This window comes from Sphingobium sp. VMM (assembly GCF_056790315.1).
Window position 1 is genome coordinate 1 of sequence record NZ_JBXGSI010000018.1, and the last position, 13,438, is coordinate 13,438.

Sequence of the window (13,438 nt, forward strand, 5' to 3'; positions counted from 1 at the left end):
GGGCGCCCGCGGGGCGCGATTTCCCCGAATGTGGCGGGGGGGCGCGATCGCGCCCGCCCGCCTTCGTTCATGCCGCCCGGGGTAACGGCGTCTCCCTCTCTTCCTCTGCTTCCGCCGGGCAATCCCCGGCGCTCATTTGGCGCGCGGCGATGACCTTGGCATGGGCGTCAACCGTGCCAACGCCACCTCTTTGCGTGTAGGCAGACGGTGGGAACTGCATCCAGCGCGGCACCCAGCGGTCGACCTTGTCCCGGCCTTCCGCGCCGTCGAGATGATCGGCGATGATCCGCTTCAAGGTCTTTGCCTTCTCGCCCGCATTGGCGCTGGCGACCGTTTCCCCCGCGACTTCCGCCGTCATCCGGCCCAGCACCTCGCGGTCGCGCAGCAAGGAAAAGAGTACTGCGTCGGCCTGCCACCAGTCGGCCATGGCGACGCCGACCTCCTCGCCGACTGCCTCCACCGCTGCCGAGCCCGCCATCAAGGTCTCGCCCATGACGACGGCAAGGACGCGCATCACTGCCTCGTCAGGCAGCGCGACAAGACGCAGGAACAGCCCGGCCACGCCATAGTCATCGCCGTTCCCGCCCGTCACGTTGGGTTCCTCGCTGCCGAAGCCGAGGCAATCCAGGACAATGCGCCGTTCCGTGTCGAAAACCGCCTCGCCCCGGCATGTCTTGATGCTCTCGCGAACCTCGTCGCTGCGCGTCACCTGCGGTTCGGGACGTACGGTCCATAGAGGCGAGCCGACGATGGCGTGCGCCACCATGAGCCGGAGGGCAAGCGCGGGATGGCCGACCAGTGCGGCGCGCACGGCTGCATGGCGGTGCAGGTCGACATAGGTCTGGAGCGTGGACGTTAGCTCGGGCCGCTGGGCCTTGGGCGGCGCGGCGGCTTCGCCGCGCTCGATCCGGCGCGCCTCGGCGCGCGTGACATAGCCTTCGTGAAACAGGACCTCGCCGGTTCCGCGCACATCGACATAGACGCGCCCGCCCTTGCGCTTTGGGGCCTTTTCATATTCCCACGCATGGAAATGCTCGGCAGGCGGGACCATGACGACATCGGCCCAGCCCTGTGCGAAATAGGCCGCGCGCGATGCGTCGATCGCTGCGTTCTGCGCCGTCCAGAAGGCGTCAGGATCGGCGAAATAGCGATCCTCGCCGAACAGGTCGGCGACGGTCGCGCCGCTATAGCCCTCGATGTCGAAGAGGGCGAAGCGGGCCGGGATCGACTGCCCTCCAAAGAGCCATGCCTTCAACTGATGGCCGGTGGGGACATAGGCGTCGGGGTCGTCGAACAGGGCCAGCCAGGCCTTTTGCTGGCTCTTGCTCGCCAGTGTCAGGTGCCGGACGGTGACACGGTCGATCCGTTCGGCGCGATAGAGTTCGCGGATGCGCGGCAGCAGGTTGCCGAGCGCAAGGACGCGCCGGATGGAGAGTTCGGGCAGGCCGAAGGTCATGGCGATCTCCTCGACCCCTCGCCCTTCCCGCACCAGCCGGGTGAAGCTCTCCCACTGGCGCACTTCGTCGGCGTCAAGCCGGGCCATGTTCTCGATCATCGAGGCTTCGATGGCGGCGGCATCGTCGCCATCCTCCATGATCGCGCAAGGCAGGAGCAGCGCGTCGGGATCGATATCGCCCGCGTCCCGCCGTTCGTCGGCGACGATGCGGCTTGCGTGGAAGCGGCGGCTTCCAGCGATGATGCCGAAGCGGCCTTCGGTATCGGGGGGACGGACGAGAAGCGACTGTATGACGCCGCGCGCGCGGATGGTCGGGAGGATGTCGGCGACGTCCGGCGCCTTGCGGCCAAAGCGCATGTTGGTCTTGTCGACATAGAGCCTGTCGAGCGGGATATGGTCGAGTTTCATGGGTCATTTGCCTTTCGTCAAAAGGTGCCGGTCGCGCTGTTTGCGATGCTCAGGACGTGACCGGCACTGAGGGTGGCGGCATGACGCGCCGCCTTGCGTCATCCGCCGTCAGGACGGTGGAAGATCAGGGTCCGCAGCCGTCTCGCCCGAAGCCGGGCCATGGCGGCGGAGCATCGCCTGCGCCCAGAGGCTCGAGCCGGACCGGCGCGACCATGTGGCCCAGACGGAAAGCGGATGAGCCGTCTCGAAAGCGAGATCGCGCTCGATGGCCATGCCATAAGGCAGCGGGATGGCAGCGATTTCCAAGAGGCTGAACGTGCCGAGTTCCGGGCAACCGAAGCCAAGATCGGCAACGCCGAACAGCGTATCGCCATCCTCGGCGAGTTCGCTCGCCAGCCATGTCGCCGCGCCCAGCGGGTTGAACAGCTTGAGAAGGGGCACGAAGTCCGGTTCGGCAAGGCCGCCGCGCAGGGCGATGCCGTGGCGAATGGCGTTCGCGCGCAGTGCCTTGCGCAGGTCATCGGGAAGCAGGATCATGCTGCGATCCTTTCCTCGGCGCGGGCGCTCTCGACCTCGCGATGGCGGGACAGCAACCAGTCGGCGGCCTTGGAGGCAGCGCTGGCGGCGCGAAAGATGGCGCGGTTGTCCTCGCGCAGGACATCGAGCCACGCGCCGAGATAATCGGCGTGACGAACGGTCGGGACGATGCCGAGCGCGGCGCACAGGAAGGCCGAGCCCATTTCCGCGATAAGTTCCTCGCGGGCATAGTCCTTGCTGCCGAAGGGATTGGTCATATCCCGGTTCAGCCGCTTCGCATGGCCGGTCGCGTGACATAATTCGTGAAAAGCCGTCCTGTGCCAGTTCACCGGATCGAAGAAGGCGGCCTGCGGCGGGACGGCGACGAAGTCGGCACCGGGCGCATAAAAGGCCTTGTCCCCGCCCACGCGAAACTCGACGCCCGAGGCAGCGATCACTTGCCGGGCGACCGGCTCGATCTCGCTCTCGTCCAATGGCACCGGATCGCCGCCAAGGTCTAAGGGCAGCCCATCACATTGGGCGACGTTGAAGAGGGTAAAGCGTTTGAGGAAGGGAACGGCGCGGGCCTCGTCACCATCGCGCGCCGCCCGCTCGGCCTCGCCCCTGGGGGTGAAGCGATCGGCATAGACCACGCTTACGCCGTGCTCGCCCTTACGGACGCATCCTCCCGCCTCGCGAGCCTGCCGAAAGGTCAGCCAGCCTTGCGAAGGCCAGCTGTTTTCGATGACGGCGCACCACAGGATCAGGATGTTGACGCCAGAGTAAGGCCGGGCCGTCACCGCGTTGCGCGGAAGGCCGGGCGCGGCGTTGACGCCCAGCCCTTCGACCTTTCCCCATGGCTGGACCCACGGGAAGCGCCCCGCCTCCAGTTCCGAGACGATGCGCGTGGTCACCTCGTCATAGAGGCTCGCACGTTCGCCGTCCCTGTCCTTTCCGACCTCACGGGCAGCACTGCGGCTTGACGATTTCGGCATGGCCTGTCCTTTCCACCACCCTAAAAAAAGGCACAAAGCCTCCCCGCAAAGGCGGGGGTGGGCGGCGACATGCGACCAAGAGGCCCGGCTCCAGCGGGCAAGGACACCGCAAGGGCGGAACGGATGTGGAGCACCCCGCAGGAGCGCAGCGGGCGGGGTTGTCCTTGGCCGCGACGGGCCTAGCCGGGAGCGCCGGCCACACCCGCCACGCCGGGAGAGGCAAACAGGAAACGCCGCCGCGCGAACCGGGCGGCGACCATCATCCTGCGCAAGCGATCGTCACCGAAGGCCGAGACCCGCAAGGGGCTCGGGGGCGAGGGCAGCGAGCCCTAGAGCGCGGTCGTGGCCCCTACGCGATGCGCCCCTCGAACCTTCCACGGAAGCCTCCGCTGCCCCGTCATCCCTCCGGGCAGGAGATTTAGGACAGAAAGGCAATGCGCCAGCGCAGAACCAGATGCAGACATGTACCCCCCGTCAATCGAAGCGGAAGATGGACAACACCCTTCGACCATTCCCGTCGGGTCAGGATTGCAGGATTGCGGCAGGTCCCTTCTGGCATAGCAGGGTGCCTGTCGCCACGAGGCGGCGGACCAGCGACTTGCGGTGCTCGCCATCCCCGGGCCAGCTGCCTGGCCCCAGGACAAGCTCGGCGACGTCCCGCAGGTTTGCCCCTGCGGCGCGTGCATCTGCGGCGAGAAGCGACAGATGCTGGCGCCGCAGCCGATTCGCCTGCCCGCCCGCCCCGGTATGGAAATAGATTCGCTGGAGCGCGGCCAACTGCGAGCCAAGCCGCTCGTCGGCGATGATTTCGAAGCTCAGCAGCACTGGTTCGGCGGGCAACCTCTCCCCGACAAGATCGATCCGCGCCACCTCCCCCAGGCAGTCGAAGGCGATATGCTCGCCGTTTGTCCCCGGGATGCTGCGCGCCCGGCGGGCCGGCGCATCGAAGCGACAGGACGCATTCGCCTCCCCGGATGCGATCCGGGCGCGCAGGACGCACGGATCGAGGACGGCAGACCAGACCGGCACCACCTGCATAGAATCCTCCCCTGGATCTTCGGCAAAAGTGCAACCCCCATTGGCGCGCCAGGGCAGCCTTGCGCGAGACCAACGGGCGGTCGTCTCGCCCGGATGAGAGATTGTCAGCGGCGACCGCGCGCTCCCAGTCGGCGCGATAGGCGGGGTCGCGCCGCGTGACCTCCCAGGCCAGGCCGGCGCGGCCGCGACGCACCATTGCCTCGATACGGCGAGCCAGCGGCCCGGCTATCATCGCCAGGCGGCGGGCGGCGGAGGCGCCAGCATGACGGGATGGGCCCGGCGCGGGCGCCGAGGCGATGAGAAAGGGAATCGCACATTCGACGAGCCGAAGCGGTGCTCACCAGACCTGTGCATATGCCCCCTTTCCGCGAGGGCAGCCGATCTCGATGCCCCAGGCGATGGCGGTGCCCGGGCCGGGCAACGACAGCGCATCCTTTGGTCATCGCGGCCTTCACGCGCGGCGGTCACCCCCCGAAGATCGTGGCGGGGATTTCCATCGGGCAAACCGGATGAGCAATGAGAGGACATCGCCTGCGCGACGGTGCGGCGTGTATGGGGGACGGAGATGATGGAAATCCAAGGCTCGAGCCGCGGAGCAGTCCCAAGCCCACAGCATGACACCGTCGGGACCAGCATAGTCGCAGCAAAAATCCTACATCGGAAGGCCTGACGGTTCGTGCTTTCGAGTAGGAATAGCGGAGTGCGGACGAATCAGCGGCCTATTGAGATGACGCGACCGAGTGGTCGCGACACTCGATCAGTGGTCGGGCAGGGGGGAGGCAGGAGCCGGGCTGGGAACGGGCGGCAGATCAGCCGACGGGCGCCGCTTCCAGTGCCGATGCAGCGCGACGGGTGATGGTCACTCGCGCCGGAGTCGGCCGACGCCCGGCCTTGCGCGGGGCATCCTCCGTTTTGGACAGGCTTGTCACTGACGAATCATCGATCGTTTGAATATCGTAATCGGGTATGGCGTTGGCCGCGGCGATCTGGCGCATCGCAATGCGGAAATTGGACAGCGGGTTCTGGAAACCGTTCTGGAGCTTCAGTAAGGACAGGTCGATGTCGAGCGGCTCGCCATCGGCGGAGGAGGAGTGGGCAACTTCGAAGATGAGCAGCTCTATCGGTCCAAGCTGGAAATAAGTTGAGGCATAATCAAGGCCTTGTCTGTCACTCAGGATGGCGCGGAACAGCCAGTCGCACAGACGCACCTTGACCGCCCTCAGCCGTTTCTCGCCGCTGCCGGAGCGCGCGAATTGCAGCCGTGCTTGCGACAACTAGGACAAGAATCCTTCCTCGCCTTCGCCGCCAGCCTCGATATTGGTGCGGATCTGCGTCCCCTGGAGCCGCTCCAGCGCGTCGGCCAGGCGGGAGTAGGAACGGCCACTGTGATTGGCGCCCGCGACGCTGAACAGGTCGTGCGCGGTGAAGGTAAAGTCCTGCGAAATGCTCATACCCCCTCCATCTTCGCCGCCATGAGGCTGTCAATATAGAGGACGACCCTGTCGACACGTCAGTCGCCATGTCATACCGCCGTTCATACCCCAGATGAGGGAGAAATGTCAGACGCTGCCGGTTGTGCACCGCCCTGTTGCACAGCCGCATCGAAGAGCAGGGGGGTGTCCGCTACCGTAGTATCGCCCATCGCACGGACGCGTTCTTCACACTCTTCCAACAGGCGTAGTCCGGAGCGCACGACGTCGCTGGTCGAGCCATAACGGCCCGATCTCACCTGTTCGCCGACGAACTGGCTGAAATGATAGCCGATAACGATCGAGGTATTGCGCGCCATGATCATCTCTGGACGGCGGATGATGGTCGGAAACTATACCAATAGATAACATAGGGTAATGGTATCTTTAGGATACCATCCAGTATCATTTGCGGAAAAGCTACTGGCCAGTGGTATATCATGCGATTTGCCGCCAAAGATGGAACCATGGATCGCCCCATTGATAAGCAGCCATCGCCCTCCGAAACGTTACCCTTCATCGCAAAAGGCGCGAGCGCGGAACTGTTCGACTTGGGTGAGGGGCAGGCGCTCAAGCTGTTCCGAGACAGCGTGTCGGACGAGATGATCGCGCGCGAGGTTGACGCGTCCGTCCATGCCGGGGCGTGCGGCGTGCCGACGGCAGCTGCGATCGGGCGGCAGAGCTGGAACGGGCGGCGAGGTATCGTCTATCCCCGGCTTGAAGGCATGACGTTGATGAACTGGATCCGTCGCAATCCGATGCGGGCGGGATGGGCATTGAACCAGATGGGAAAAATTCATGCAGCCATGCATGTGGCAGATGGAGAAAATTTGCGGTCGCTGAAACAGGTTCTGGCGACCGATATTGCCTATGGTCCCGCGCCCGATGCGCTGCAACGCGCAGCGATCGCCTATCTGGAGACGCTGCCTGATAGCGACGCCCTGACCCATGGTGATTTTCATCTGGGCAATGTCATGATGACGCCGCAGGGCATGATGGTGATCGACTGGTCGAAGGCTGCGGCCGGGCATCCGGCGGCCGATGTCGTGCGATCCGAAATGCTCATGCGTTTTGGCATTGGACCGAGCGACTGGGTGACGAACCTGTGGCGCGACTGGGCGGCGCAGCGACTGCGGAAAAGCTATATGTCAGCATCGGGTGTGACTGCTAATGACATCGATAAGTGGCGGCCCGTTGTCGCACTGGCTTGGCTGCGCGCGCGAGATGCCACCGGGCGGGCTCCGGCATTCAAGCGCTATCTAGATGGAGCACTGCGCAAGTGGGGGATCGGCCGCGTCGCCTGAACCATGCAGGCGACGCGCCATGATGTGTTTCAAATCAATCCGATCCGAACAGATCGCGTGTGAAGACCTTTTCCCGGACATCGTCAATATCCGCCGTCATCCGATTGGCGATGATGATGTCACATTCCTGCTTGAACGCCGCCAGATCGCGAACCACGGTAGAACCGAAGAACGCATCCTCTTGCATAGCGGGTTCGTAGATTACGACCTCGATACCCTTGGCCTTGATCCGCTTCATGATTCCCTGAATGGAAGACTGGCGGAAATTATCGGAATTAGCCTTCATCACCAGGCGAAAGATTCCGACTTTCTTGGGAGCTTTTGCAATAATCTGTTCGGCCAGGAAATCCTTGCGGGTATGATTGGCATCGACGATGGCGCGGATAAGATTTTGCGGCACTTCGGAATAGTTGGCTAGTAGCTGCTTGGTATCCTTAGGCAGGCAATAGCCGCCATAGCCGAAGCTGGGATTGTTATAATGTGACCCGATGCGCGGGTCGAGACCGACACCCGTGATGATCTGGCGGGAATCCATGCCATGCGCGATGGCATAGCTGTCCAGTTCGTTGAAGAAGGCGACCCGCATGGCAAGATAGGTGTTGGCGAACAGTTTGATCGCCTCCGCCTCGCTGGGGTCGGTGAAGAGGATCTCGACGTCCTTCTTGGCCGCGCCTTCCAGTAGCAGTTCCGCGAAGATGCGAGCGCGTTCCGACCTTTCACCGACAATAATGCGCGACGGGTGGAGATTGTCCTGAAGCGCTTTGCCTTCTCGCAGGAATTCGGGAGAAAAAATAACCTGATCGGTACCAAGCCGATGCCGCACATCCTCCACGAAGCCGACTGGGACCGTCGATTTGACGACGATGGTTGCGGCGGGATTGGTCGCCCTGGCTGTTTCGATTACTGCCTCAACAGAAGAGGTGTCAAACTTGTTGGTGCCGACATCATAGTTGGTCGGCGTAGCGATGATCACATAATCCGCGCCAGCAAGGGCCTGCTGTGGGTCAAGCGTGGCGGTAAGGTTAAGCGGACCGGTGGAGAGGAAGTCTTCCAGCTCGGCGTCGACGATTGGCGATTTGCGCGCATTGAGCATCTCCACGCGTGTTGCCGTGATATCGACTGCTACCACTTCATGATGTTGCGCCAGCAGGACGGCGTTGGAAAGTCCGACATAGCCCAGCCCAAAAACTGCAATCTTCATTCTTCGTCACTCCTCCCGTCATGCGATATTCGAGGGAGATCGAAAAAAGGCAATTAGCCTGATTTAAGCACTATTGCACCTTCTCAATCTATATTCACTTGCCCTGCAACGGATAGGCATGACTTACAACCATGCAACGAAAGATACTCGAGCACAATTTATTCTTCCATTATTTATATATGTGATAGAGGACATTATCACATGTAATTACATTCTGTCCGTTTTTCATGCGTCTGTCGACCATATCGCCCTCGCTCACCCTACCACCGATCATCGCGCAGGCGCCGCCGCGTGTGCACATGCACTTTCTGGAATTTTTCTCCGCCAACATCCGCAAACCCCATATGCGGCGTGCCTATGCGAAGGCGGCCCGGGATTTCCTCACATGGTGCTTTGACTATGGCGTGCGCAGGTTGGATGAGATTGTCGATGCGCAAACCGGGAGCGACGATCATCGCGAAAGCGTGATGGGTGGAGTGCGGTTGCGGTTTTAATGAAGGGATGGTCCGTCCGGTGGCCCCTTGGATAGCCTCGCATATCCCATGATAAAACAGGCGACCATGGGATATGCGGGGCTATCATTGGAAAACCGGTTTATTTGGACGAAACTTCTTCGTTCCGATAGAGAAATATAAATGCCTCTTTAAGGACTTGGCAAGCTCTCGCTTTACGCCCATGAAGCGCGAAGCGATTGCGGGGTCGCACCGCAAAAACCAATTTATTTACTAAATTCAGGCGAGACATGATTAGCGATCCCATGAATATCGTTCCCGTTATCCTGTCGGGTGGTTCCGGCACCCGACTTTGGCCCGTATCCAGACCCGAACGCCCCAAGCAGCTGTTGCCCCTTACGGCTGACGAAACCATGTTGCAGCTGACCGCTGTGCGAACCCAGGGCTTTGAAGGCGCATCGGTAGGCAGTCCGATCCTGGTATCGAACGCTGTCCATGCCGACATCATCGACGAACAGCTGCGCCAGAGCGGCATCAGCGATTATCAGGTCATCCTGGAACCAATCGGCCGCAATACAGCGCCCGCCATCGCACTGGCTGCGCTGGTAGCGCAGGCCGACGACGCGTTGCTGGTGATGCCGAGCGACCATGTCATCGCCGATCTGCCAGCTTTCCACGAAGCCATTGCCCGCGCGTTGCCGCTGGTGGCGAAAGGGTGGCTGGTAACGTTCGGCATCACGCCCGATGGGCCGGAAACCGGCTATGGTTATATCCAGACGGGCAAGCTGTGCGGCGATCGCGTGCATGAGGTCCTGCGCTTCGTCGAAAAGCCCGATGTGGCCAATGCGGAGCGGATGCTGGCGGAAGGCAGTCACGCCTGGAATGCAGGCATATTCCTGTTCCGTGCCGATGCCTATCTGAACGCGATGGAAAAGCATCAGTCCGACATGATGGCTGTGGTGCAATCGGCTATGGCTGACGCAAAGCGGGACGGCGCCCATATTTTCCCCGACGCCATGGCCTTTCATGCCTGTCCATCGGACTCCGTGGATTATGCGATCATGGAGCGGGAAACGCAGGTCGCCTGCGTGCCGGTCAGCATGGGCTGGTCCGATGTCGGCAGCTGGGATTCCCTCCATGCGGTCAGCACCCGTTGCACCGATGAGAATGCCGTACGCGGCGACGCGCTGCTCCTGGGCGCGCGCAATTGCCTGGTCCATAGCGACGGACCGCGGGTGACGTTGGTCGATGTCGACGACCTGATCGTCGTTGTGTCGCAGGGCGAGATCATGATCCTGAAGCGCGGTGAATCCCAGAAGGTGCGCAAGGTGACCGAAGCGATCAAGGCCATTGCGGCGGCGACCGCGAGCAACTGATTTTCCGGCACGGCCACGCATGTCTGCGGGCATGGAGAGATATATGACGCAATCCGTTTCCATCGCCGACCTGATGGCGCAATCCGGCGTCGCGTTCGGGACCAGTGGCGCGCGCGGGCTGGTGAGCGCGATGACGGACCGGGTCTGTTTCGCCTATACTGCTGCGTTCCTGCAACATCTGGCCAATGTCGGGCAGTTTCCGCCCGGCACCGCTGTCGCCATCGCAGGCGACCTGCGGCCGTCCAGTCCGCGTATCATGGCGGCCTGCGCGGCGGCGGTACGTCATATGGGCGGGACGGTCGATGATTGCGGGTTCGTGCCGTCGCCAGCGGTGGCGGCCTATGGGTTCGCGCGCGGCATCCCGTCGCTGATGGTGACGGGCAGCCATATCCCCGACGATCGAAACGGCATCAAGTTCAACCGCACCGACGGTGAGGTGCTGAAGCCCGACGAGATGGCTATAAGGGCGCAGAGCGTGGCGTTGCCCGACCTGTTCGACGATGCAGGGATGTTGAAGGACGCAGCCCCCGCACCGCCGGTGGTGGATGCCGCCACGCCCTATATCGCGCGTTATGTCGATGCCTTTGGCGCGCAGGCGCTTGCGGGCATGAAACTGGGCGTCTATGAACATTCGGCGGTCGGGCGCGACCTATTGGTCGCGCTGGTCGAGGCGCTGGACGGCACGGCCGTGTCGCTGGGCCGGTCCGATCGCTTCATCCCGGTGGATACCGAGGCGGTGCGGCCTGAGGATCAGGTGCTGGCGCGGCAATGGGCGGCGGAATATGGGCTGGACGCGATCCTGTCGACCGATGGGGATAGCGACCGACCGCTGCTGGCCGACGAGCATGGCGTCTGGATGCGTGGCGACGTGCTGGGCATATTGAGCGCGCGGGCGTTGGGCATATCGGCGATCGCGACGCCAGTCAGTTGCAACAGTGCGGTCGAACTGTCGGGGCTGTTTGCCGCCGTGGAGCGGACGCGGATCGGGTCGCCCTTCGTCATCGAGGCGATGAATGGGCTGGTGGCCGATGGTCAGGCGAGCGTGTGCGGCTATGAGGCCAATGGCGGTTTCCTGCTGGCGACGCCGGTGATGTTGGACGAGCGGACTCTAGGTGCGCTGCCGACACGGGACGCGGTGCTGCCAATCCTGTCGGTGCTGGTCGATGCAAAGCGGCGCGGCGTGAAGCTGTCGGCGCTTCAGGCGCAATTGCCCAGACGCTATACGTTCAGTGAGCGGTTGCAGAGTTACCCAACCGCACAGAGCCAAGCGCTGATCGCTCATCTGGAGCAGGGCGATGAGGCTGCGATACTGGTCCGACTGACCGCGATGTTCTGGGAACTGGTGGGCGAGGCGAACGGGATCGACCGGACCGACGGACTGCGTATCCACTTCGCAAACGGCGACATCATCCATCTGCGGCCGAGCGGCAATGCCCCGGAACTGCGCTGCTACACCGAAAGCGACAGCGTGGAGCGGGCGGCAGCGCTGAATGCGCAGGCGCTGGCGCTGGTGCGGGATTATAGCGTGCCGGCCTGATGGCGTGTCCGGGCCTCACTGATAATGAAACAGGGAATGATGAGATCTGGGTGCGGGTCGTGACCTGCCCCCCGGCAGTCCCTCGATCATGACGAGCGTTTTGGGGTTGAATATGATGGCCCGGACGCCTGCACAAGCGCGCCGGGCATGATGGTCTCATCCTGCAGGAAGGCTCGACGCGCTTGTGCAGGCGTCCGGTTTCCCAAAGATGAGCGGGGCCGGACATTGTTGTAGTCGTAGCGCCAGATCGCCAGCTTCTGGCGGGTATCGGTTAGGCTGTCGAACAGCTCCTCATCGAGCAGCTCATCGCGCAGCGAACCGTTCGAGCACCCATCATCAGCCTGTCTCCCAACGACAGCTCCAGTGGATCAGGACTTTACCATTACTGCAAAGCTGAGTTTTTCAACACTATCGGCCAGAAGCGGACGTAATACCGACCTCCAGTGATGCTGACTCACGAGGGGGATTCCCAAGGCGCTGAATTTCTGAATCTATGGCTTCCCGTTGGAGGGCATGGCTATGGGTGCAGCGATCGGATTGCGGGACGACTTTGACGCGGTGGGCTTGAGGCGACTGGCGCGTGCGACCAGGAGCGCGAACCAGGGACGGCGGCTGCTGGCCTTGGCGGAAATTTATGATGGTGGGAGCCGCAGCGATGCCGCGCGGATTGGCGGCGTGACGTTGCAGATCGTGCGCGACTGGGTGGTGCGCTTCAATGCCCGGGGGCCGGACGGACTCCTCGACGGGAAGGCGCCGGGCAAGTCCCTGTTGTTGAACGATGCCCAGCGTCGGGCTCTTGCGGAGATCGTTGAAAGCGGCCCGATCCCGGCGATCCATGGAGTTGTTCGCTGGCGGCTGATTGATCTGGTGCGGTGGCTCCATGGCGATTTTGGTGTGTCCCTGACGGAAACGACTGTGGGGCGGGAGCTGAAGAAGCTGGGCTATGTCAAACTGACGGCACGCCCGCGTCACCATGCCCAGAACGAATATGCGATGGAGGACTTTAAAAAGGGGGCTTTGCAGCCGAGCTGGCAAAGATCAAAGCCGCCCTCCCGGGTGGCACGCCGATAGAGGTCTGGTTCCAGGACGAGGCCCGGATCGGCCAGAAAAACAAGATCACCCGGCGCTGGGCCAGGCGTGGCACCCGGCCGTCGGCACCCAAGGACCAGAGGACGAAATCGGACTACATCTTCGGTGCCATCTGCCCCGAACTCGGCAAGGGGGCGGGCCTGATCCTCCCGTTCTGCAACACCCAGACCATGTCGCTGCACCTGACGGAGATATCGCTCGCTATCGAGCCAGGTGCCCACGGTATTGTGTTGATGGATCAAGCCGGGTGGCACATGACCGGAAAGCTGGAAGTGCCAGAGAATATCAGCATCATTCCGCTGCCCCCGAAATGCCCCGAACTCAACCCGGTCGAAAATATCTGGCAGTTCATGCGGGATAACTGGCTGTCCAACCGGATCTTCATATCCCACGACAACATCATCGACCTTTGCTGCGAAGCCTGGAACAAGCTGGTCGATCAGCCGTGGCGCATCATGACTATCGGACGCCGTAAATGGGCGCGTGGGTCGTGATCAATGCATCTTGGTATAAGAATCCAGTACATGCTCCTGCGAAAGCAGGAACACGGATTGAATGGGCATCTAATCCGTCCACTCCCACCCATCCCGGCCCCTG

11 protein-coding genes and 3 pseudogenes are annotated in these 13,438 nt (G+C 62.5%); 5 read left to right on the top strand and 9 right to left on the bottom strand.

All coding sequences use genetic code 11. From position 1 onward, the window contains the following. Positions 1 to 67: 67 nt before the first annotated feature. The 7 genes and pseudogenes from ACUCV3_RS20275 to ACUCV3_RS20305 all read right to left on the bottom strand — a co-directional run bounded on the left by ACUCV3_RS20275 (position 68) and on the right by ACUCV3_RS20305 (position 6,202). On the bottom strand, positions 68 to 1,864 hold the full coding sequence (locus ACUCV3_RS20275; RefSeq protein ID WP_482241031.1) for a ParB/RepB/Spo0J family partition protein: 1,797 nt from the start codon (positions 1,862 to 1,864) through the stop codon (positions 68 to 70). A gap of 108 nt (positions 1,865 to 1,972) precedes the next feature. Continuing rightward, on the bottom strand, positions 1,973 to 2,401 hold the full coding sequence (locus tag ACUCV3_RS20280; RefSeq protein ID WP_482241032.1) for a DUF2958 domain-containing protein: 429 nt from the start codon (positions 2,399 to 2,401) through the stop codon (positions 1,973 to 1,975). After that, entirely contained in the window at positions 2,398 to 3,375 is a 978-nt protein-coding gene (locus tag ACUCV3_RS20285; RefSeq protein ID WP_482241033.1) for an ArdC family protein, read from the bottom strand. Before ACUCV3_RS20285 ends, ACUCV3_RS20280 begins: the two co-directional genes overlap by 4 nt. Positions 3,376 to 3,897: 522 nt before the next feature. Further along, positions 3,898 to 4,413 carry a DNA -binding domain-containing protein gene (locus tag ACUCV3_RS20290; protein ID WP_482241034.1) on the bottom strand — a complete coding sequence of 172 codons (516 nt, stop codon included), beginning with the start codon at positions 4,411 to 4,413 and terminating at the stop codon, positions 3,898 to 3,900. 37 nt (positions 4,414 to 4,450) lie between these two features. Next, positions 4,451 to 4,645 (bottom strand): annotated as a pseudogene (locus tag ACUCV3_RS20295) (transcriptional regulator domain-containing protein); the annotation flags it as partial. 577 nt (positions 4,646 to 5,222) lie between these two features. Then, positions 5,223 to 5,864 (bottom strand): annotated as a pseudogene (locus ACUCV3_RS20300) (replication initiator protein A). An 83-nt stretch (positions 5,865 to 5,947) separates the two neighbouring features. Beyond that, the gene (locus ACUCV3_RS20305; RefSeq protein ID WP_482241035.1) at positions 5,948 to 6,202 is read right to left on the bottom strand and encodes a type II toxin-antitoxin system ParD family antitoxin; all 255 of its coding nucleotides are present in this window, start codon (positions 6,200 to 6,202) and stop codon (positions 5,948 to 5,950) included. A 120-nt stretch (positions 6,203 to 6,322) separates the two neighbouring features. Between ACUCV3_RS20305 and ACUCV3_RS20310 the strand changes: the two genes are divergently transcribed. Beyond that, positions 6,323 to 7,186 carry a phosphotransferase enzyme family protein gene (locus ACUCV3_RS20310; RefSeq protein ID WP_482241036.1) on the top strand — a complete coding sequence of 288 codons (864 nt, stop codon included), beginning with the start codon at positions 6,323 to 6,325 and terminating at the stop codon, positions 7,184 to 7,186. 34 nt (positions 7,187 to 7,220) lie between these two features. Here the strand turns inward: ACUCV3_RS20310 and ACUCV3_RS20315 are convergent, their stop codons facing one another. After that, complete coding sequence (locus ACUCV3_RS20315) at positions 7,221 to 8,387, bottom strand: nucleotide sugar dehydrogenase (protein ID WP_482241037.1); 1,167 nt, start codon at positions 8,385 to 8,387, stop codon at positions 7,221 to 7,223. A gap of 227 nt (positions 8,388 to 8,614) precedes the next feature. On the opposite strand from ACUCV3_RS20315, the gene ACUCV3_RS20320 reads away from it, so the two are divergent. The 3 genes from ACUCV3_RS20320 to ACUCV3_RS20330 all read left to right on the top strand — a co-directional run bounded on the left by ACUCV3_RS20320 (position 8,615) and on the right by ACUCV3_RS20330 (position 11,752). Beyond that, positions 8,615 to 8,881 carry a hypothetical protein gene (locus ACUCV3_RS20320; RefSeq protein WP_482241038.1) on the top strand — a complete coding sequence of 89 codons (267 nt, stop codon included), beginning with the start codon at positions 8,615 to 8,617 and terminating at the stop codon, positions 8,879 to 8,881. Between the two features lie 248 nt (positions 8,882 to 9,129). Further along, on the top strand, positions 9,130 to 10,215 hold the full coding sequence (locus ACUCV3_RS20325) for a mannose-1-phosphate guanylyltransferase/mannose-6-phosphate isomerase (RefSeq protein WP_482241039.1): 1,086 nt from the start codon (positions 9,130 to 9,132) through the stop codon (positions 10,213 to 10,215). Positions 10,216 to 10,258: 43 nt separating this feature from the next. Beyond that, entirely contained in the window at positions 10,259 to 11,752 is a 1,494-nt protein-coding gene (locus ACUCV3_RS20330) for a phosphomannomutase (RefSeq protein WP_482241040.1), read from the top strand. A gap of 86 nt (positions 11,753 to 11,838) precedes the next feature. Here ACUCV3_RS20330 and ACUCV3_RS20335 read toward each other — a convergent pair. Next, a pseudogene (locus ACUCV3_RS20335) lies at positions 11,839 to 12,075 on the bottom strand (integrase core domain-containing protein); the annotation flags it as partial. A 196-nt stretch (positions 12,076 to 12,271) separates the two neighbouring features. On the opposite strand from ACUCV3_RS20335, the gene ACUCV3_RS20340 reads away from it, so the two are divergent. Further along, positions 12,272 to 13,335, top strand: a protein-coding gene (locus ACUCV3_RS20340) for an IS630 family transposase (protein ID WP_482241041.1) whose coding sequence is annotated in 2 segments (ribosomal slippage) — positions 12,272 to 12,763 and positions 12,766 to 13,335 — 1,062 coding nt in all. Because the reading frame shifts where the segments join, the coding sequence is not laid out codon by codon here. Positions 13,336 to 13,438: the final 103 nt, after the last annotated feature.